Origin of the sequence: Mesorhizobium sp. M1066 (genome assembly GCF_040318635.1) — a bacterium.
GTDB lineage: Bacteria > Pseudomonadota > Alphaproteobacteria > Rhizobiales > Rhizobiaceae > Mesorhizobium.
The window spans coordinates 196,570-214,894 of sequence record NZ_JAMYMR010000005.1; the positions used below are offsets into that span (position 1 = coordinate 196,570).

Consider the following 18,325-nt stretch of genomic DNA (forward strand, 5'->3'; position numbering starts at 1 on the left):
AACCGCTTCACTGCTTTCTTCTCATGCCATGGAGAAACCGGTGGCCACCTCGGCGCAAGCAACCGCCCTTGCCTGTCTCGACGGCATCCAGCCGTTGTTGTCCGCGTGGACACGCACCATCTTCGATTACGGCGAGACCGCGTGGCGGGAGTATCAATCCGCCGCCTGGTATGTCGAGCGACTGAAACTCGAAGGCTTTTCCGTCGAAGAAGGTTCCGGCGGCATGCCGACCGCCTTCTGCGCGCATTGGACCAATGGCCCCGGCCCGACCATCGGCATGTACGCCGAATACGACGCGGTGCCGGGCAATTGCCAGGATGCCGCTACGGTCGAGCGTCCGCGCCGGGGACTTGGCTACCAGGCCGGCGGCCATACCGACCCGCATTCCGGGCTGGGTATTTCGAGCCTCGGCGGGCTGCTGGCGACCAAGGCCGCGATGCAGCGCCACGGCATATCAGGCACGCTGCGCTTCACCGGCGAGCCGGCGGAAAAGGTGCGTGGGTCCAAGCCGATCCATGCCGCCAAGGGTTATTATGACGGCCTTGCCGGCATGATCTCCTTTCATCCGTTCTATATGCTGCCGCTCTGCAACACGGCGCGCTGGGACACGCATTGCGGCGCGGCCTACGCGATGATCTATCGATTCATCTGCGACCAACCGGAGCGCTGGGCGCTGGCTGCGGGTGCCGCACCCATTCCGCAAGCACATTCGGCGGTGCGCGCCCCCGGCGCCAACGACGCATTGATGACGATGTACATGGCCTCCAAGGCTCTGCGCGATTCCATGCTGCCTCACCAGGGCGGCTGGTCGATCAGCGAGGCGATCCTGACGGCGGGGCAAGCGACCGCCGACAATTTGCCGGCGGGGCTGGCCGAGATCCAGTACATGATCCGCGTGCCGACGCTTGCCATGGCCGAGCAGGTCACCGCTGTGCTCGACCGCAATGCCGAGGCGGCGGCAGCGATGAGTGGTTGCCGCACCGAGCGGCATTGGGTGTCGAAGTCACGACCGGGACTTGCCAACCATGCCATGGCCGAAATCGCCTATGAAGCACTGTCGACCGTGGGGCCGCCGCGCTGGGACGAGGACGCCAAGGCAGTCGCGCGCGAAATACAGGTCAATGCCGGGCGCATGGCGAGCGATGAGCCGTTCATCGAAGAGCTGGAGCGCCTGATCGAGCCGCAGGCGGCAGAAGCGATCCTGCGCCGTGACCTGCCGCCCTCGCAGGTCAATTCGACCTCCGACGATTACACCGATATGAGCTGGCATACGCCGACGGCGCGCTTCTATGTCGCCCGACCGGCTCTGCGTTCGGAGACCGGCTATCCCTATCCGGCATGGGCAATGAATGCGCTGGGCGGTATTCCCGCCACCATCGACCCGATGGTGGCCTGCGCCTCCCGCACGATCGCGCTCGCCGCCCTTCGCCTGCTGGAAGACCAGACCGCTCGCGATGCCGCGATGAATGAATTCGTCGCCCGCACCGGCGGCGGAATCGGCGGGTCGAACTGGATCGCGCCGCTCTGCGATTACGAACCGCCGATCCATTTCCGTTGGCCGGAATATGTCACCACCCCGCGCGGACGCGACTGGTGGATTCCAAGCAATCAGACACCCCAAGCCACCTCACGAGGAGCATCCCATGACCGTTCATGACCGGATTGTCGCTGAACCGTTTTCGCTGCAGCGCCGGAACCCCGCCGGCGGCACCGAGCCGCTGACCGCCTGGGGCTTCGCCAACGAGACCGACGTGCTGACCGACGTCCTGCTTGGCTCACCCAATTTCCTGCGCCATCTCTCGACCAGCTCGCTGTCGCGAAAGCATCTGCGCGAGGCGCCCTGCAATGTCCAGATCGCGCAGGCGCAGCACAAGGACCTGGTCGCCGCCTACGAGCATTTCGGCGTCAACATCCACTGGCACGAGCCGACGCCTGAGCTGCCGATGCAGGTCTATTCCCGCGATTCCAGCGTCATGACGCCCTACGGCGCCTTCATCACCGCCATGGCCAACTGGTGGCGACGCGGCGAGAACTATGCCGCGATCCGCACCTATGAAAAGCTCGGCATCCCGATCTACGACATGGTCACGGCAGGCACGTTCGAGGGCGGCGACTTCAACGTCATCGAGGACGGCGTCGTGCTGATCGGCTGCGGCGGCGCCCGCACGCAGGAAGAAGGTGCGCGCCAGGTTCAGGCCTGGTTCGACAAGGAGGGTTGGGAAACCCGCATCGCCTTCATCGACGAGTATTACGTCCATATCGACCTCATGGTGGTGCCGATCGCCGAGAAACTGACCGCCGTCTGCCTCGCCTGCACCGAACCCGGCATTGTCGACTGGCTGAAGGGCAAGGGCCACGAGATCATCGACGTGCCGTTCCAGGATACGATGGCGCTCGGCTGCAACTTCATGTCGCTCGGCAAGGACCGGGTGATCGCACCGACCTCCAGCCAGACGCTGATCGGCCAGCTCAAGGCGCGCGGTTTCGAGGTCGCGGCCGTCGACATGAGCGAGATTTCGAAGACCGGCGGCGGCATCCACTGCATGGCGCAGGCGCTGAAGCGCGAACCGGCCTGAGGAGTGGGATAGCGCTACGCTGCTTCGCTCACATTCGCATCAGCATGATCGGCATCCTGGCGGCCGAGGGTGCAAGGTCGCGCGGGCAAAACGGCTGAGATCGCCGGCTGGCGGCACCGGGTGCCCCGCTTGCGAGTCGGAACGCTGCCCGATGCGAAACTTGCGCCATAGCTAATATAAGCGCACAGTAAAACCGTCTTTTGGGAGAGGACAGCTCATCTGCAAATCGGGAGGAAACCATGAACGCCATGAGCCTCACCACGCTTGAACGCGGCAAAACGACAGTCGACGCCGCAGCCCTGGAAGCGTTTTCGGCACAATTGCGCGGCAAAATGCTGAGCGAAGGCGATGCCGCCTACGACGAAGCACGAACCGTCTGGAATGCCACGGTCGACCGACGGCCCGGGCTGATCGTGTGCTGCGTCGGCGCTTCCGATGTCGTCAGTGCCGTGAATTTCGCCAGGGAGAACAGGCTTCTCGTCTCCGTGCGCGGCGGCGGCCACAACATTGCCGGAAGTGCGGTCTGCGATGGTGGCCTGATGATTGATCTGTCATTGATGAAATCGGTGCGGGTCGATGTCGCTGCGCGGCGGGCATGGGTCGGGCCTGGTGCGACGCTTGCCGATGTCGACAAGGAAACGCAGGCCTTCGGGCTGGTGGTACCGACCGGCATCAACTCGACCACCGGCATATCCGGCCTGACGCTGGGTGGCGGCTTCGGCTGGATCACCCGCAAATTCGGCCTGACCATCGACAATCTTGCCTCCGTCGATGTGGTCACCGCCGATGGCAAACTGCTCCGGGCCAGCCATGCCGAAAATCCGGACTTGTTCTGGGCGCTGCGCGGCGGCGGCGGCAATTTCGGCGTCGTCACGGCATTCGAGTTCGAACTCCATGAGTTTGGACCGCAAGTGCTGGCGGGGCTTGTCGTCCATCCCCTCGCCGATGCCGAAAAGGTGCTGCGGGAGTATCGCAAGGCGCTCGAGACCGCACCTGACGAGTTGACCTGCTGGGTGGTCATGCGGCAGGCGCCGCCGCTGCCCTTCCTGCCCGCGGAGTGGCATGGCAAGGAGGTTCTGGTGCTGGCCATGTGCTATTGCGGCGACATCGAGGCAGGCGAAAAGGCGACGCAAAAACTTCGAGCCATCGGCACGCCGATTGCCGATGTCGTGGGCCCCAGCCCGTTCACCGGCTGGCAGCAGGCATTCGACCCACTGCTCACGCCCGGCGCCCGCAACTACTGGAAGAGCCATGACTTCACCGAGTTTTCCGAGGAGGCGGCTGCGGTCGTCAGGGGGGCAATAGCCAGGCTGCCGGGACCCGAATGCGAGATATTTATCGGCCATGTCGGCGGCGCGGCAGGTCGCGTCAAGGCGGACGCGACAGCGTTTCCACAGCGCAGTTCGCATTTCGTCATGAACGTTCACGCCCGCTGGCGCGAACCGGCGATGGACAAAGCCTGCACCGACTGGGCTCGTGCAATCTACGAGGCGGCCAAACCTTATGCCGCCGGCACCGCCTATGTGAACTTCATGCCGGAGGACGAGGTCGACCGGGTCGAAGCGGCCTATGGTGGCAACCATCGACGGCTTCTGGAAATCAAGCAGCGCTACGACCCATTGAACCTGTTCCGCATGAACCAGAATTTGCGCCCGAAAGAAAGCCTGCGAGCTGCTTGAGGCGCGCCTGTGCTGCAGTGATAAAAAAAGCTCACGTCGCCGCTGGAGGCGCGGGCTTTTGCTGTCACATGCTGTTGGCGTCGGGTTGTATTCCCGGCCCGCGCCATCAGCAACAAACCCGATACTGTGTCTTCGCCGCCCTTGTGAGTGCTGGAAAAATGGAGGAATAGTCTTACGGAATGCATCGCCCTGAAATTGCCGGTTTGCGGTTCTCAAGTCGTGCAATTGCCTAGCCGGATTTCGAATGGCCAGTCCTGAACCGCGCAAGAGAAGAGGTCCGATCGCCGCCCGGCTGTTGGCGCTCGACGCGTGGATCGATTCGTCGCTCTACGAGATCGGTTTCAAGGCGCGCCAGTTCTGGGAATCGGCGACGATCTTCTCGCGGCGCTTCCGCGTCAACGGCTGGCGCCGTGGCATCATCGAACTGTTGAGCGAAGGTTTCACGCTCGGCGCCGGCGGCATCGTGGTGATGCTGGCGCTGGCCATCCCGGCTTTCCAGGACACTGCCGGCGACTGGCGCGCCCAGGGCGACTTCGCCGTCACCTTCCTCGACCGCTACGGCAACGAGATCGGCCAGCGCGGCATCATCCAGCGCGATTCCGTACCGGTCGATGAGATGCCCGATCACGTCATCAAGGCGGTGCTTGCCACCGAGGATCGCCGCTTCTTCGATCACTACGGCATCGATGTGCTCGGCCTTTCGCGCGCCATCTTCGAGAATGTGCGGGCGAACTCCGTCGTCCAGGGTGGATCGAGCATCACCCAGCAATTGGCCAAGAACCTGTTCCTCACCAATGAGCGTACGCTGGAGCGCAAGATCAAGGAAGCTTTCCTGTCGCTGTGGCTCGAGGCCAATCTGTCGAAGAAGGAGATCCTGCAACTCTATCTCGACCGCGCCTATATGGGCGGCGGCACGTTCGGCATCGAGGCTGCCGCCGACTTCTATTTCGGCAAGAGCGTCAAGGACCTGAACCTGGCCGAGGCGGCGATGCTGGCCGGCCTGTTCAAGGCGCCGACCAAATATGCGCCGCACATCAACCTGCCGGCGGCGCGCGCGCGCGCCAATGTGGTGCTGTCCAACCTTGTCGATGCCGGCTTCATGACCGAGGGTCAGGTCCTGCAGGCAAGGCTGCACCCGGCCGATGTCGTCGACCGCGGCGAACAGAAAAGCCCTGACTATTACCTCGACTGGGCATTCGACGAGGTCAAGAAGATCGCCAAGCCGGGCCAGCACTCGCTCGTCGCCCACACGACCTTCGACGCCAACATCCAGAAGGCGGCGGAAGAATCGGTGGAGTTCCACCTGCGCCAGTTCGGCAAGGAGTATAACGTCACCGAGGGCGCGGTCGTGGTCATCGAGACCAACGGCGCCGTGCGCGCCATCGTCGGCGGCCGCGACTACGGCGCCAGCCAGTTCAACCGCGCCACCAAGGCGCTGCGCCAGACCGGCTCGTCATTCAAGCCCTATGTCTACGCAACGGCGATGGAACACGGCTTCACTCCCAACTCCATTATTTCCGGCGGCCCGATCAGTTGGGGCAGCTGGTCACCGCACAATTACAACGGCGGGTCGGCGGGCAACGTCACGTTGATCATGGCAATGGCCAAATCGATCAACACCGTGCCGGTGCGGCTGGCCAAGGATCATCTCGGCATCGGCCCGATCAAGGCCATGGCCGAGGCGATGGGTGTGGAATCGCCGATCGAAGCACACAAGACGATGGTTCTCGGCACCTCGGGCATGACCGTGATGGACCAGGCGACGGGCTACAGCGTGTTCGCCGACAATGGCTTCGTCGGCTCCCGGCACGGCGTCAGCCAGCTCGTCACCCGCACCGGCGAGGTGGTCTATGATTTCGCCAAGGATGCGCCGCCGCCGCACCGGGTGCTGTCGGAGCAGGCACTGAAATCGATGAACACCATGCTGGCGGCAGTGCCGGTGATGGGCACCGCGCGGCGGGCTCAACTTCCCAACATCGTCGTCGCTGGCAAGACGGGCACGACGCAATCCTACCGCGACGCCTGGTTTGTCGGCTTCACCGGCAACTACACGGCGGCGGTGTGGATGGGCAATGACGACTTCACGCCGACCAAGAACATGACCGGCGGCTCGCTGCCGGCGATGGTGTGGCAGCGACTGATGGTCTACGCGCACCAGAATATCGACCTCAAGCCGATCCCCGGCATCGACAAACCTTTCGTCGACGAGGAGATCGCGGCCAAGGCCGAGGAAGCGCTGAAGAAGAGCGACGAACAGGCGGCGGCCAATGCGGCGGCCGAGCGGCCGCCGGTGCTGTCCAGCCGCACGACCCAGACGCTGCGAGACATGACCACGCTGTTCCAGTCGGCCCCCGTCCTCAGTACGCCGCAACCGCCGGAGACGCTGTCGGCGCTGTGATCTTTTCCGACTGGGCAGGTCTTTCGACTGGTCCGGGGCGGGCAAATCCATCGGCCCGCTTGCCACAAGGCCCCGCGCCGCGATATCCCCGAGCGGCAACTCTTCGTGTTCCCGGCCCCTCATGCTCAAGAATGCCTTCCTGACGCTGCTTTCGCTTGCCATAGCCATCGTCGGCGGTGGCGGCAGCGTCTGGTATGCGCTGAAAGTCCAGGATGGTGTCGGCGCCATCAGGATCGGCCAATGGACGGCCTTTCCCGATATCGGCACGCCGGCCGCCGATCCCTATTCCAAAGCCCGTGTGGCGCGCGAGGGTGTGCTTGCGCTCGGCCGCGCCGAGGGGCTGTCCTTCGTCGCCGAGCGCGACACGGGCGGCGCCGAGCTCAAGCGCGAATGCACCTACACAATCGAGGGTGGTTTCCCGACGGCACGGTTCTGGACGCTTTATGCCGCCGACCAGTCGCTCGGCGTCGTCGAAACCGGCAAACCCCGGCTGGCGGCGCTGCAATCCTACGGGGTGGTGCGCCAGCCCGACAATTCGGTCATCATTTCCGCCGGACATCACCCGATGCCGGGCAACTGGCTGCTGACCGACGGCTTCGGCAGGATGTATTTCGTGCTGACCTTCTATGACACGCCGATCGCCAGCAGCACCGGCCTGTCCGACGTCTCGCTGCCGCATATCGTCAAGGTCGGCTGCAATGCGTAGTTTCTATGCGGCGCTGCGCAGGCTTTTTCATGCGATCCTGCTTGGCCTGCTCGGCGCCGGCATCGTCCACATCGTCGTGCTGCTTCTGGTGCCTGAATTTTCCGAACGCGATGCCTGGTCACGGCTGTCCATGGCGTCGGATCTCTACAAGATGACACGGCTCGATGCCGAGGCCGGGGGCGCGCCCGTGGTGAAATCCGTTGACCCGCTGTTCTATGCAACGGCGTGCCGGTTCGACCTGGGAGAAGGCATGGTGCGGATCAAGGCGCCTGGACATGTCCCGTTCTGGTCGGTGTCGGTCTATGACCGCAGCGGCCACAACATCTATTCCTTCAACGACCACACAGCGACCGGCGGCGTTCTGGATGCCGTCGTGCTGACGCCGGCGCAGATGATCGACGTGCGCAAGGATCCAGAGGATCTTCAGGGGGCGATCTTCGTCGAAGCGCCGATCGAGGAAGGCATCTTCGTCATCCGCGCCTTCGTCCCCGACGAGAGCTGGAAGCCGATCGTGTCGCACTTCTTCGAACAGAGTTCCTGCGAGTTGCAGGACTTCTAAGCGTGTCGCGTCTGAACGGATTCAGACGACCCGCTTTAGATCTTTGTTTTTATGCATGTCGTTCTCCCAGAACCGAGGTCACTTTTGGGCGACATGCACTAGCCATGATCCCGGACCAGTGGTCGGTGGCCGCCGAAACTCAGTGGTGTGGGACCGGTTTTGGTCCTGGCGAGCCCGGCTTGTCGGGATCGACCGGCCGCACTTCGCCGGCACACGGCCGCTCGTAGCGGATGCCGGGAAAGATGATCACCGCCGCCGGCATTTCAGCGGTTTGCTTTACTCTGGTGTTTGGTGCCGTACGCGGCACGAAAGACAGTACCATGCCCATGGTTCGCGCATTCCTCTCGGTTTCCCCGGAGCACAACGCAACGCCTCCAAATGTCATTAAGGCCGGCAGAGGGTTAACGGAACGCTAACGGATCGTCGCTAACTTGAACTTTGTTCTTGGCACTCTCGGAACCGACACGGTCCCGGTCGAGCGTCGTCAAGGTTGTGTCGAGTACGGGCGTATCCTTCGTGTCATCTTCGGACTTCAGGCAAATCGCGGTGCGAAAAGACTCGGGAAAGGCCGAAAGGCTGTTCCGCGCCGCGGTGTCGGCGTTCTGCTCGCTCACCCGCCCTTCACGCCGTGAGATTGGCCAACTCGAAGACCTGACGCTGCCGCTGTTCGACAATGTGTCCGTCGAATCTCGCCGTTACGTGGCGGCCGCCCTTTCCGAATGCGAATACGCCCCCGCCGCCCTGGTGCGCCGCCTTTGCGAGGAACCGGTCGACATTGCCGCGCCGCTGCTCATCCGCTCACGCGCCGTCAGCGACATCGATCTCATCGCCCTGATCGGGCGACATGGCCTGCCGCATGCGCGTGCCATCGCCCGCCGCAAGGGCTTGAACCCGACCATTGCTGATCTGATCAGGGCCCTCGAGAGGCCAACCCTGGTGCGTGCGCCTGAACCGGATGCGAACGCCGCCGCGGCAGACAAGATCGCGCCAGCGAGCGCGGAAACCGCCTCTGACGAGCTGGCCCGGGAACAGGCGCTCGGCATCGCAGCCGAGAATGCACGGCGCAGGCTGCGCTCGATGATGCGCACGGGCGACGAGGCGGCAGCGACGAACGCCGACCCTTTCAAGAGCGCCGACACCTATGTGAAATTGCGCGAGACAGCTCTGACGGGAAATGCCGCGTTCTTCCAGACCGCGCTCGCCGATGCACTCGATATCGATTTCGAGATCGCGCGATCGCTCACCGCCAACCAGAATTATGCCTCGCTGCTTGCCGCCTTGCGCTCGCTCGACCTCAGCGAAGACAGGGCCTTCCTGATCGCGGTTGCCGTCTATCCCAGCCAGTTCCCGCATCCGCAGGCTATCCGGACTTTCCTCGACCGTTACCGGCTGCTGCATCGCGAAGCGGCCCAGGACAAGATGCGGTCGTGGCGGGCGGAAACCCTTTCAAGGTCGGTTCGCGGCGCAGCACCTGCCAACAGCGATACACGCACCGCCTCGAACAGCGACGATGCGGCTGATACCTCCGGCCTCAGGGCGTCTTCACGGAAATAAGCTCCTCGACGGGCACGGTGCCGGCCTCGATCTCGACCACCCAGATGTCGGGATCGAATTTTTTCTCCCTTTCCAGTCTGGCCTCGAGCACCGCGGCATCCTCGCCAGCTCCGAGCAGAGTGAAAAACCGGTCGTCGGGCTTGGCCGAATCATAGCTTGTCTGCGGCGCCGGCCCGAACAGGGCAACCTCACCCAGCCTGCCCCGCGCCAGCACGAACACAGCGCCGGCCTCAGTCGCGCCGCGCTTGACCACGGCGGCAAATCCACCGGCGCTGAAAACCCGGCGCAACAGGGCCGAGACCCACAGATCCGATGTGACACGCATGAGAAAACTCCGCGAATGCATGTCGCCCAAAAGGTGGGTCCCGGTTTTGGAACAACGGCATGCATGAGAACAAGGCAGGCGGGTTCTCTAAAGTAGTTTGCCGTTTCAAGGAAACGGCAAACTACTTTAGCCCTTGTTTGACGCGATTCCGGACGGAAAACCGTTTCACACTTTTCCTGGAATTGCTTTGTCGATATTTCCGCCGCTGGGCGAGCCGTCGTTTCAGCCGTCAGTTAGTCAGGCCGATCTCGCGCATCTTGACGTAGACGATCTCATCGGGCTCGCCGGTCTGCGGCAGCCCGAACAGCGACTGGAATTCCTTGATCGCTGCCTTGGTGCGCGCGCCGACGACACCATCCAGCTGCATGTCGTCATTGCCGAACGCCTTGAGCCCGGCCTGGATCTTGACGATGCGGGCATCGGGCGCTTGCGTCGCGGCATTCGCCTGTCCGGAATTTGTCTGTCCCGAACCTGTCTGCAAAGACACAGGAACGGCGGCCGGCGTATCCGGACGCGGCTGCGGCCTGGGTACCACGGAAGCGGTTTTCGGCGTCGCGCCCAGTTGATCGAGCAGAAGCGCGTCGATCTCGCCGGACGTGTTGAGCCCAACCTTCTGCTGATAGTCCTGGATAGCCTTGCGGGTGTTGGGTCCGGAAATGCCGTCGACCGTTCCCGAATAGAAATCGAGATCCTTCAATATGCCTTGCACCTGCTCGACAACCGGATCGCCCTTGATCGGCGCCGGCGCGCCGGATGGCCGCACGATGTTGAACGTCGTTTCCGGCTCGTCGGGCGCCGCGTGCGGAAAGCCCGCAATGCTGCGGGTCGCGAAGAATGCGCCGGCATGCGGGAAAGGCTGGTACCACAAGGCATTTGCGGAGACGTAGAACAGCGTCACCAGGAATGCCGTCGAGCCGCCCACCAGGACAGGGTTGCGCGAGATCATGCCGCCGACGGCGACAGCGCCGTCCTGAAAGGCGTTGCTGCGGCGCTTGACCGCCTTAGCCTGTTTTGCGGAGCGAGCCATTTCTGTCCCCTTTCGCCATCGCCACAGGCATGGTCAGCACGCCGGCCTTCTCCGCCTGATGTCCCTTCGGTCCATTCACCGGCAGGCTGATGGTCACCGTGGTGCCCTCGCCCGGCATGCTTTCGATGGACATCGTGCCTTCGTGCAGCGCCACCAGGCCCTTGACCAGTGAAAGGCCAAGACCAGTCCCCTCGAAACGGCGGGTATAGTCGTTCTGGATCTGCATGAAGGGCTTGCCGAGATTGGCGAAATCCTCCTCGGCAATGCCGATGCCGGTGTCCCTGACCCAGAAATGCAGGCGCGAACCGATCCGCTTGGCACCGACGACGACGTCGCCGCCGTCGGGGGTGAACTTGATCGCGTTGGAGACCAGGTTGATGAGCATCTGCTGCACGGCGCGCTGATCGGCATTGATGTCGCCAGCGTCCGGCGCGATCTGCGCCCGCAGATCGATGTTCTTGGCCTGCGCCTGCAGCTGCATCATCGACTGGCACATGTCGACCGCTTCCGCGAACCGGAATGGCTCCGGCTCTGTCGCATAGACGCCCGATTCAATCCTGGATACATCGAGTATCGAGGTTACGACGGCGAGCAGATGCTGGCCCGAATCCCTCACCAGGCCGACATATTCCTTCTGGCGCGGATCCTTGAAGGCGCCGAACATCTCGTGCAGCAACATATCCGAGAAGCCGATGATGGCATTCAACGGCGTGCGCAGTTCGTGGCTGACCACCGCCAGGAAGCGCCCCTTCGCCACTTCGGCGGATGCGGCCGCCTCATTGGCCGCTGCGAGATCCTCGCGCAACCGGCTGATCTCGTCATTCTCGCGCAGGACGAGCGTAAAGACGTCACCCTGTTCCTCACCACGCACCAGATCAAGCGAGAACGGCCGGTAATTGTCGGCCGTCAGGCTATTGCCATTCTGAGGCAGCCGGATGCGCAATTCGAGCCGGCGCGACAGCGCGCCGTCGCGCATGTCGGCCATCGCGCTGAGATAGGAAACGCGATCCGACAGATGGACGCGATCGAAGAGGCCGTTTCCGGACAGCAGTTCGGGCGGCAGTTTCAAAAGCGTGCGGGCCTTTGGCGACGCGTCCAGGACCTCGCCATGACGGGCAACGCGCAAGACCACCGCATCGATGATGTCTTCGAGCTGGTCGGCAGTGTCGACCACAGCCGCGTCGGCCGTGTTTTGAAACGCCGATGCACGCGGCATCAGTGTCAGCGCCCACACCAACGGCACCAGCCAGTGCCACGCCGCGATCTGCGCTCCTGCGAACGGGAATACGGTTCCAGCCAAAGGCTGAGCCAGGATGGCGACAGCGGCCGACACGGCTCCCCACAGTGCTGCACGTCGCGAGCCGCCGATCCACCAGGCTTCGAAAGGCAGCGCCAGGACAAGCATGGCGACAGGCGAACCCAACCCGCCCGCGGCGGCAATGACACTGCCGAGCGAAATGCCGGCCAGCACCAGGGCGACCCGACTCGCTATCGCCATCTTGCCGGTCGCCGCCACCAGCAAGGCAACGAACCAGCACAGGCCAAAGGCGGCGAAGATGGCGGCCATGGTGACGGCAACGCCCATGCCTGAAGTGACCAGCGTGACCGCGGCGCCGGCGGCAAAGAAAGGAGCGGCGAGCATGACGCCGATGAAACGGCGCTGGCGCTCGCGGTCGCTCCGCCCAAGGATGGACGGATGGACCATACGTTCGCAACCGGCAGAAATCGCGCCAGGCAATTCAACGTATTTGGCCTTGATTGAACTCAACTCAACGCACTCGCACTTGTCGTGGACAGCTCTGCTTTGCAGATGGTTCTGGTTGGCTTTGAAACTCGCATCCAGCGTTTAAGGAATGGATAAGGCAGGGCCGACCAAGGCCTTGGCCTGCGGCAAATATCGGGATGCCGGCCGCCGAAAGCACGGGCAAATGCAGCCATAGTAAACGGAGAGTTATCCGGCGACGGCACCTATCGGACAGACGCACACGGCACCCGGACTTCCACATTCCAAGAAAAATACAGGAGAATCATGGGGATATATGGTTATTTGTTGTTAAGGAAATTCACTGGCAATTGAGACAAATCGATTGCAGAACGCTTCGCTTCGAATTTGCCTAAAATTTGAGGAAAATTCTCTCTTTCCCCGCAAGCCGTCCTTTGCGCCTGTGTGCCAAGATCCTGCCTACAAAAGAGGTCATGCCATATGGATGCATGATCCGGTCACGACGAGAGGGCAAGGGCATGGTCTTCCTCATAAGAATGGCTTTCTGGTTTTCGCTGGTGCTGCTGGCGCTGCCGCTGGCTGTCGGCCCCGATGAATCGGGCCGCGAAAGCGTCGGGCCGATCCAGGCCTTGTTTGCGGCACGCGAAGCGGTTGGCGATATCGCCGGCATTTGCGAACGCAAGCCCGATGTCTGCGAGACCGGCAAGTCGGCAATGCACACCATTACCGCCCGCGCCAAGGAGACCGCCAAGATCGCGGCAGCGATAATGGACGACAAGTCCGCCGCCGGCCCCGACACATCGACGATGACCGGCAGCCTGCCCGAAGAAATCGTCTTGCCCGAGACCGTCAACCTGCCGCCTCAGAATTAAGCCGCTTCGACGGCGCACCGCGGGCTGTCTGCCCTCTCGACGCCCGCGGTGTCCTTGTTTTTTCCGTGACGCGGCGCCGCCGCGTGACTATATCCGGGCCATGACCACCACGATCCAGACGATCCGCGACGATTTTTCGTTCCTCGAGGAATGGGAAGACCGCTATCGCTATGTCATCGAACTCGGCGAGGCGCTGCCGCCATTTCCCGACGAGCAGCGCAGCGCTGCCAACAAGGTGCCGGGATGCGTGAGCCAGGTCTGGCTGACCACCGAACGCGGAGCCGGGACCGACCCGGTCGTCACCTTCACCGGCGATTCGGACGCTCACATCGTGCGTGGACTGGTTGCGATCATGCTGGCGCTGTTTTCCGGCAGGACCGCCAGCGAAATCCAGAAGACCGATGCGGAAGCGACATTGAAAGAACTCGGCCTCGACGAACATCTGTCGCCGCAGCGCGCCAACGGCCTTCGCTCGATGGTCAAGCGCATCAAGCGCGACGCCGAGGCAGCGCTCAAGCAGACCGCCTGACACCTCCATACCCGATCCGCGCGTCGCGGCGCGCAAAAATCAAACGGTGCCCGAAGGCGCCGTTTGATGTCGATCCGATCTGGCTTATTTTAACGCAATTCCCAAGGGAAAGCTCTATGCGCTTTCCCGGGAAAACCGTTTCACACTTTTCCTGGAATTGTTCTGGCAGCGATTACCGCGCTTTGCGCTTGCGGCCGAGGCCCATCTTCTTGGCAAGCTGTGACCGGGCAGCCGCATAGTTGGGTGCAACCATCGGATAGGTCGGGTCAAGGTTCCACTTTTCGCGATACTGATCCGGTGTCAGGTCATAGTGGGTCATCAAATGACGCTTCAGCGACTTGAACTTCTTGCCGTCTTCAAGGCAGACGATGTAGTCGTCATGAACCGACCGCTTCGGGTTGACCGCCGGCTTCTGCTTGTCGGCAGGCGGCTGTTCGGCGGTTCCGCCCACACGCCCGAGCGCAGCATGGACATCGGATATCAGGTTCGGCAATTCGCCGACCGGCACGGGATTGTTGCTGACATAGGCGGCCACCACATCGGCGGTCAATTCGATCAGCGCATCGCTGTTTCTGGAAGGTGTTTCGACAATATCCATGGTCTTCGGGCCCCAACAAGAGTTACATCGATCTGCGCCCTTTTTACAAGCAGGGCATCGCACGAATTTTGTGCAGGTAGAGTTTCTACGATTCGTGTCGCGGGCACATCAATGAGCGCGCAGACCAAGTAAGTCAATTCGGCCCTTACGGTATATTGAACGATATTGATCAATTATTCCACGATCAGCTTCAATCTTTCGTGCATTGTGTAATTTATCGATATTTCGCGCTCCCGCCGGCGGCGGCTGACGTAACGTCAGATCGCCGTTACATTCGTGGCAACTCACGAAACGGGTTTTAATGTTTGATCTTGCTTGGCTATCGCCCGAGCAATATTGGTTGTTCACATTTATCCACAAAACCATAGGTTGCCGTGGCCATACGCAAGCAATCATGCATGCCTGTCATCCAACCGATCGGCTGATTGCTGCCGCGTCAATCAATGCGGGGTGATGTATTTGCCATAGGCCCAGCCGGTGATGAAATTGCCGTTCTGGGCCGGATCATGCCAGACTTCGCACCAGCGATAGCGAATCTTCTGTTCCTGCTTCCATGCCGGCTGGTTGGCGATGTCGAGCAGGTTTATTCCGCCGGTGCATCGCCCGGTCATCTGCAGAACGGTCCCGTTCGGATATCCCGCCTGCTTCTGGGATGTGCCCGAAGGGTATTTGCGTACATTGAGCGTATCGCCGAACGGCACATTGGCCACTTGCCAAGCCGCGAATACGGTCGCATGAGACTGGCCGGCAAAGGCCAGAGTTAGTGAAGCAACGGCGAAAGCCGCAGCAGTCCGAGACCAAATAGTCATCATCTCTCCTCCCGGCTCATCTCCTGGAGCCGACACAACCCATACGCTGTGGCTCTTGAACCTGCCCTGAGCGGCGTGTTCATTCGCCGTTCAAGATATTTCTCCATTCGAGATGGTCCATTCAAGATACTGGCCTATTCAAGATACTGGCCCATTCAAGATACTGGCAGCGAGACGCAATGACCAAGACATCCATATTTCCGATCGTCAGCCCGCCTACGCCCGAGAAGCGGCCGGTTTCCGACACGCATCACGGCATCACGCGAACCGACGACTATGCCTGGCTGCGGGCCGGCAACTGGCAGGAGATGTTCCGCGACCCGTCATTGCTCGATGCGGGGATCCGCACAGAACTCGAGGCGGAGAACGCGTACCAGTCGAAGCTGATGGCCGACACGGTCGAACTGCAGAAGCAGCTTTTCAAGGAGATGAAGGGCCGTATCAAGGAAGACGATTCTTCCGTGCCGATGAAGGACGGACCCTATGCCTATGGCTCGTCCTTCAAGCTTGGTGGCGAGCAGCCGCGCTATTTCCGTATGCCACGCGGCGGCGGTGCCGAGCATATCCTGCTCGATGGCGACGCGGAGGCCGCGGGCAAGGCCTATTTCCGTCTTGGCGGCGTCGACCATTCGGCCGACCACGCAAGGCTGCTGTGGGCATTCGACGACAAGGGCTCCGAATTCTACACGCTTCGCGTGCGTGACCTTGCCGACGGCAGGGAGCTTGAGGACCAGATCCCCGACACCGGCGGTTCAGGTGTCTGGAACGCCGGCAATGACGGCTTCTTCTATACACGTCTCGATCCCAACCACCGTCCGTCGAAGGTGCTGTTCCATGCGCTTGGCGACAGCCCGCAAAGCGACCGGCTGATCTATGAGGAAACCGATCCCGGCTTCTTCATGAATGTCGACGGCACCCGCAACAACGAGTGGATCATGATCGGCATCAACGATCACGAGACGTCGGAATACCGCCTGATGCGCGCCGCCGATCCGTTTGCCGAACCGAAACTGGTGTCGCCGCGCGAGATTGGCCTTCAGTACGAGCTGGAAGAAGGCGGCGATATCTTCTTCATCCTGACCAATGCCGACGGCGCCAAGGACTTCAAGATCATGACGGCACCAGCGAGCGATCCCGTGCGCGCCAACTGGCACGAACTGGTCCCGCACGAGCCCGGCCGGCTGATCCTGTCGGTGATCGGCTTCAGGGACCACATGGTCCGGCTCGAACGCAAGGAAGGCCTGCCGCGCATTGTGGTGCGCGACCGTATTAGCGGCGAGGAGCATCTTCTGTCCCTCGACGAGGAGGCCTTCTCGCTTGGCCTGTCGGGTTCCTATGAGTACGACACCGAGATCATGCGCTTCTCCTACTCGTCGATGACGACGCCGGCGCAGGTGTTCGACTACAATATGCGCACCCGCGAGCGGGTGCTGCTGAAGATCCAGGAAGTGCCGTCCGGCCATGATGCGGACCACTATGTCACGCGGCGCCTGATGGCGCCGGCCAGCGATGGCGAACTGGTGCCGATCTCGCTTTTGCATCATCGCGACACGCCGCTGGACGGATCCGCGCCTTGCCTGCTTTACGGCTACGGCTCCTATGGCATCACCGTGCCGGCCGCCTTCAACACCAACTGGTTCTCGCTGGTCGACCGTGGCTTCGTCTTCGCCATCGCTCACGTTCGCGGCGGCAAGGACAAGGGCTATGGCTGGTACGATGACGGCAAGCGGGAGAACAAGATGAACACGTTCACCGATTTCATCGCCGTCGCGCGCCATCTGGTCACGGAGCGTTACACGGCCCATGACCGTATCGTCGCGCAGGGCGGTTCGGCCGGCGGCATGCTGATGGGTGCCGTCGCCAACATGGCGCCGGATTGTTTTGGCGGCATCGTCGCCGAGGTTCCCTTCGTCGATGTCCTCACCACCATGCTCGATGCGACCCTGCCACTGACGCCGCCGGAATGGCCCGAATGGGGCAACCCGATCGCGTCCGCTGACGACTACCGAACCATTGCCGCCTACTCGCCCTATGACAATGTCGCTGATCACGACTATCCGCCGATCCTGGCGCTCGCCGGTCTCACCGATCCGCGCGTCACCTATTGGGAACCGGCCAAATGGGTGGCCCGGCTGCGCGACCGCAAGAGCGGGGACAATCCGGTTCTGTTCAAGATCAACATGGATTCGGGCCATGCCGGTGCCTCCGGCCGGTTTTCGCGGCTGGAAGAGATCGCCTACACCTACTCCTTCGCGCTGAAGGTGATGGGTAAGGCGCAGCCTACGGGAGCAACCAACAAATGATCGACCTCCCTACCCTGATCGCCTACATCGCGGTCGTTTTCGGCTTCGTCTTCATTCCAGGCCCCGCCACCCTGCTGACGATCGCCCGGGCAACGAGTTCCGGAACCAAGGTCGGCATCGCGACGGGCGCCGGGATCGCTGCCGGCGATGTCTTTCACACCGTCATGGCGATGATCGGCATATCGGCGGTCATCGCCGCGTCGGCGACGCTGTTCAGCGTCATAAAGTACATCGGCGCGGCCTACCTGATCTATCTCGGCATTCGCGCGATCATGGAGAAAACACCAGCCGTCCCGGCTGCCGGCGCGCTTGCGCTCTCTGCCGGCAAGGCGTTTCGACAGGCTGTCCTGACCGAAGTGCTCAACCCCAAGACCGCTCTGTTTTTCCTCGCCTTCCTGCCTCAGTTCGTGCGGCCTGAAAACGGGACGGTGATGCTTCAGATGACCGTGTTGGGGGCCATCTTCGTCGTACTGGGCCTTTTCAGCACGGTCGTCTTTGCCGTGAGCGCTGGCCGGCTCGGCACGTTCCTGCGCCGAAATCCGTCGGTGTTACGATGGCAGGGCAAAGTTGTCGGCGGCATCTACTGCGCTTTGGGCGTCCGTCTGGCGCTGCAGCAACGCTGACTCAGACGATGATCGACGCGCCTTCCGAAGAAGCTGGGTGATCA

General features: G+C 62.2%; 17 protein-coding genes. 11 read left to right on the plus strand and 6 right to left on the minus strand.

Annotation, left to right across the window (positions count from 1 at the left end; all coding sequences use genetic code 11):
- Nucleotides 1-28: 28 nt before the first annotated feature.
- From NKH52_RS10465 to NKH52_RS10490, 6 genes are all read left to right on the plus strand, one after another.
- The gene (locus NKH52_RS10465; RefSeq protein ID WP_352730687.1) at nucleotides 29-1,657 is read left to right on the plus strand and encodes a zinc-binding metallopeptidase family protein; all 1,629 of its coding nucleotides are present in this window, start codon (nucleotides 29-31) and stop codon (nucleotides 1,655-1,657) included.
- Nucleotides 1,644-2,576, plus strand: a complete 933-nt coding sequence (locus NKH52_RS10470; protein ID WP_352730689.1) for a dimethylarginine dimethylaminohydrolase family protein — start codon at nucleotides 1,644-1,646, stop codon at nucleotides 2,574-2,576. The genes NKH52_RS10465 and NKH52_RS10470 overlap by 14 nt, the downstream gene beginning before the upstream one ends.
- A 239-nt stretch (nucleotides 2,577-2,815) precedes the next feature.
- Nucleotides 2,816-4,255, plus strand: coding sequence for an FAD-binding oxidoreductase (locus tag NKH52_RS10475; RefSeq protein WP_352730691.1), 1,440 nt, complete (start codon nucleotides 2,816-2,818; stop codon nucleotides 4,253-4,255).
- A gap of 244 nt (nucleotides 4,256-4,499) precedes the next feature.
- A complete protein-coding gene (locus tag NKH52_RS10480) occupies nucleotides 4,500-6,653 on the plus strand; it encodes a transglycosylase domain-containing protein (RefSeq protein ID WP_127292540.1) in 2,154 nt (717 codons plus the stop codon).
- A 121-nt stretch (nucleotides 6,654-6,774) separates the two neighbouring features.
- A complete protein-coding gene (locus NKH52_RS10485; protein WP_352730693.1) occupies nucleotides 6,775-7,359 on the plus strand; it encodes a DUF1214 domain-containing protein in 585 nt (194 codons plus the stop codon).
- A complete protein-coding gene (locus tag NKH52_RS10490) occupies nucleotides 7,352-7,918 on the plus strand; it encodes a DUF1254 domain-containing protein (RefSeq protein ID WP_352730695.1) in 567 nt (188 codons plus the stop codon). The genes NKH52_RS10485 and NKH52_RS10490 overlap by 8 nt, the downstream gene beginning before the upstream one ends.
- Before the next feature lie 139 nt (nucleotides 7,919-8,057).
- Here the strand turns inward: NKH52_RS10490 and NKH52_RS10495 are convergent, their stop codons facing one another.
- On the minus strand, nucleotides 8,058-8,246 hold the full coding sequence (locus tag NKH52_RS10495; RefSeq protein ID WP_352730697.1) for a hypothetical protein: 189 nt from the start codon (nucleotides 8,244-8,246) through the stop codon (nucleotides 8,058-8,060).
- 188 nt (nucleotides 8,247-8,434) lie between these two features.
- Between NKH52_RS10495 and NKH52_RS10500 the strand changes: the two genes are divergently transcribed.
- Nucleotides 8,435-9,472: a hypothetical protein gene (locus tag NKH52_RS10500; RefSeq protein WP_352730699.1), complete on the plus strand. Its 1,038-nt coding sequence runs from the start codon at nucleotides 8,435-8,437 to the stop codon at nucleotides 9,470-9,472.
- On the opposite strand, the gene NKH52_RS10505 is transcribed toward NKH52_RS10500, so the two are convergent.
- The 3 genes from NKH52_RS10505 to NKH52_RS10515 all read right to left on the minus strand — a co-directional run bounded on the left by NKH52_RS10505 (nucleotide 9,450) and on the right by NKH52_RS10515 (nucleotide 12,529).
- Nucleotides 9,450-9,797, minus strand: coding sequence for a DUF1491 family protein (locus tag NKH52_RS10505; RefSeq protein ID WP_352730700.1), 348 nt, complete (start codon nucleotides 9,795-9,797; stop codon nucleotides 9,450-9,452). The two genes, NKH52_RS10500 and NKH52_RS10505, sit on opposite strands and share 23 nt — an antisense overlap.
- A gap of 229 nt (nucleotides 9,798-10,026) precedes the next feature.
- Nucleotides 10,027-10,824: a peptidoglycan-binding domain-containing protein gene (locus tag NKH52_RS10510; protein ID WP_023812791.1), complete on the minus strand. Its 798-nt coding sequence runs from the start codon at nucleotides 10,822-10,824 to the stop codon at nucleotides 10,027-10,029.
- Nucleotides 10,799-12,529, minus strand: a complete 1,731-nt coding sequence (locus NKH52_RS10515; protein ID WP_352730702.1) for a PAS domain-containing sensor histidine kinase — start codon at nucleotides 12,527-12,529, stop codon at nucleotides 10,799-10,801. The genes NKH52_RS10510 and NKH52_RS10515 overlap by 26 nt, the downstream gene beginning before the upstream one ends.
- Before the next feature lie 536 nt (nucleotides 12,530-13,065).
- On the opposite strand from NKH52_RS10515, the gene NKH52_RS10520 reads away from it, so the two are divergent.
- Nucleotides 13,066-13,419 (plus strand): DUF5330 domain-containing protein, encoded by a 354-nt coding sequence (locus tag NKH52_RS10520; RefSeq protein ID WP_352730704.1) that lies wholly within the window; start codon nucleotides 13,066-13,068, stop codon nucleotides 13,417-13,419.
- A gap of 100 nt (nucleotides 13,420-13,519) precedes the next feature.
- Nucleotides 13,520-13,948, plus strand: a complete 429-nt coding sequence (locus NKH52_RS10525) for a SufE family protein (RefSeq protein WP_352730706.1) — start codon at nucleotides 13,520-13,522, stop codon at nucleotides 13,946-13,948.
- Between the two features lie 172 nt (nucleotides 13,949-14,120).
- On the opposite strand, the gene NKH52_RS10530 is transcribed toward NKH52_RS10525, so the two are convergent.
- Nucleotides 14,121-14,546 carry a Ros/MucR family transcriptional regulator gene (locus NKH52_RS10530; protein ID WP_013532660.1) on the minus strand — a complete coding sequence of 142 codons (426 nt, stop codon included), beginning with the start codon at nucleotides 14,544-14,546 and terminating at the stop codon, nucleotides 14,121-14,123.
- A 440-nt stretch (nucleotides 14,547-14,986) separates the two neighbouring features.
- On the minus strand, nucleotides 14,987-15,355 hold the full coding sequence (locus NKH52_RS10535) for an SH3 domain-containing protein (protein ID WP_023812787.1): 369 nt from the start codon (nucleotides 15,353-15,355) through the stop codon (nucleotides 14,987-14,989).
- 179 nt (nucleotides 15,356-15,534) lie between these two features.
- Between NKH52_RS10535 and NKH52_RS10540 the strand changes: the two genes are divergently transcribed.
- The gene (locus NKH52_RS10540; protein WP_352730708.1) at nucleotides 15,535-17,658 is read left to right on the plus strand and encodes a S9 family peptidase; all 2,124 of its coding nucleotides are present in this window, start codon (nucleotides 15,535-15,537) and stop codon (nucleotides 17,656-17,658) included.
- Nucleotides 17,655-18,281 (plus strand): LysE family translocator, encoded by a 627-nt coding sequence (locus NKH52_RS10545; RefSeq protein ID WP_352730709.1) that lies wholly within the window; start codon nucleotides 17,655-17,657, stop codon nucleotides 18,279-18,281. Before NKH52_RS10540 ends, NKH52_RS10545 begins: the two co-directional genes overlap by 4 nt.
- Nucleotides 18,282-18,325 lie beyond the last annotated feature (44 nt).

Bases quoted from the DNA above. Each gene is read 5' to 3' on its own strand.
- NKH52_RS10545 (WP_352730709.1), top strand. From the start codon at position 17,655: ATGATCGACCTCCCTACCCTGATCGCCTACATCGCGGTCGTTTTCGGC.
- NKH52_RS10515 (WP_352730702.1), bottom strand. From the start codon at position 12,529: ATGGTCCATCCGTCCATCCTTGGGCGGAGCGACCGCGAGCGCCAGCGC.
- NKH52_RS10530 (WP_013532660.1), bottom strand. From the start codon at position 14,546: ATGGATATTGTCGAAACACCTTCCAGAAACAGCGATGCGCTGATCGAA.
- NKH52_RS10490 (WP_352730695.1), top strand. From the start codon at position 7,352: ATGCGTAGTTTCTATGCGGCGCTGCGCAGGCTTTTTCATGCGATCCTG.
- NKH52_RS10465 (WP_352730687.1), top strand. From the start codon at position 29: ATGGAGAAACCGGTGGCCACCTCGGCGCAAGCAACCGCCCTTGCCTGT.
- NKH52_RS10525 (WP_352730706.1), top strand. From the start codon at position 13,520: ATGACCACCACGATCCAGACGATCCGCGACGATTTTTCGTTCCTCGAG.
- NKH52_RS10495 (WP_352730697.1), bottom strand. From the start codon at position 8,246: ATGGGCATGGTACTGTCTTTCGTGCCGCGTACGGCACCAAACACCAGA.
- NKH52_RS10540 (WP_352730708.1), top strand. From the start codon at position 15,535: ATGACCAAGACATCCATATTTCCGATCGTCAGCCCGCCTACGCCCGAG.
- NKH52_RS10510 (WP_023812791.1), bottom strand. From the start codon at position 10,824: ATGGCTCGCTCCGCAAAACAGGCTAAGGCGGTCAAGCGCCGCAGCAAC.
- NKH52_RS10470 (WP_352730689.1), top strand. From the start codon at position 1,644: ATGACCGTTCATGACCGGATTGTCGCTGAACCGTTTTCGCTGCAGCGC.
- NKH52_RS10520 (WP_352730704.1), top strand. From the start codon at position 13,066: ATGGTCTTCCTCATAAGAATGGCTTTCTGGTTTTCGCTGGTGCTGCTG.
- NKH52_RS10480 (WP_127292540.1), top strand. From the start codon at position 4,500: ATGGCCAGTCCTGAACCGCGCAAGAGAAGAGGTCCGATCGCCGCCCGG.
- NKH52_RS10505 (WP_352730700.1), bottom strand. From the start codon at position 9,797: ATGCGTGTCACATCGGATCTGTGGGTCTCGGCCCTGTTGCGCCGGGTT.
- NKH52_RS10485 (WP_352730693.1), top strand. From the start codon at position 6,775: ATGCTCAAGAATGCCTTCCTGACGCTGCTTTCGCTTGCCATAGCCATC.
- NKH52_RS10535 (WP_023812787.1), bottom strand. From the start codon at position 15,355: ATGACTATTTGGTCTCGGACTGCTGCGGCTTTCGCCGTTGCTTCACTA.
- NKH52_RS10475 (WP_352730691.1), top strand. From the start codon at position 2,816: ATGAACGCCATGAGCCTCACCACGCTTGAACGCGGCAAAACGACAGTC.